1 protein-coding gene and 1 pseudogene are annotated in these 624 nt (G+C 61.9%); both read left to right on the plus strand.

The genetic code is table 11. From position 1 onward, the window contains the following. Nucleotides 1–404: pseudogene (locus NW838_RS09570) on the plus strand (DNA helicase RecG); the annotation flags it as partial. Nucleotides 405–425: 21 nt separating this feature from the next. Continuing rightward, a partial coding sequence (locus NW838_RS09575; protein ID WP_414329442.1) for a hypothetical protein occupies nt 426–624 on the plus strand: 199 nt, incomplete at its 3' end.

Here is a 624-nt window from a genome sequence, read left to right on the forward strand (position 1 = left end):
TGCTGGTGGAGCACGCAGAGCGCTTCGGGCTCTCCCAACTGCACCAACTGCGGGGGCGGGTAGGGCGGGGATCTGACCAGGCCTACTGCATCCTGATGACAGGATCCAAAAGCGAGGAGGCCCTGCGGCGGCTCAAGGTGCTGGAGCAGTCCCACGACGGGTTTTTCATTGCCGAGATGGATCTGCGCTTCCGCGGCCCAGGGGAGGTGATGGGCACCCGCCAGTCGGGGCTACCCGATTTTGCCCTGGCCAGTCTCATGGAGGATCAAGAGGTGCTGCAGCTGGCCCGCCAGGCGGCAGAGCAGCTTATTGTCCAAGACCCCGACCTGAAGCGCTGGCCCCCCTTAAGCCGCATACTGGAAGAGCGTCAGGCCCGTCTCTTGGGCCCTGGGTTGTTGACCTAAGCTAGGGGCAATTGGAGCACTATGCCCTATACTCTCGAAGACTTAAAAGCCCACGGCCTTTCCCCGGCGGAATATCAACAGATCCAGCAGCAGCTGGGCCGGGATCCCAACCCCAACGAGCTGGCCATGTTTGGGGTGATGTGGTCAGAGCACTGCTGCTACAAAAACTCCCGCCCTCTGCTGAAAAACTTTCCCACCACGGGCGAGCGGGTAGTGGTGG

It is taken from the genome of Synechococcus sp. R55.2 (assembly GCF_047462075.1).
Taxonomy (GTDB): Bacteria; Cyanobacteriota; Cyanobacteriia; order Thermostichales; family Thermostichaceae; genus Thermostichus.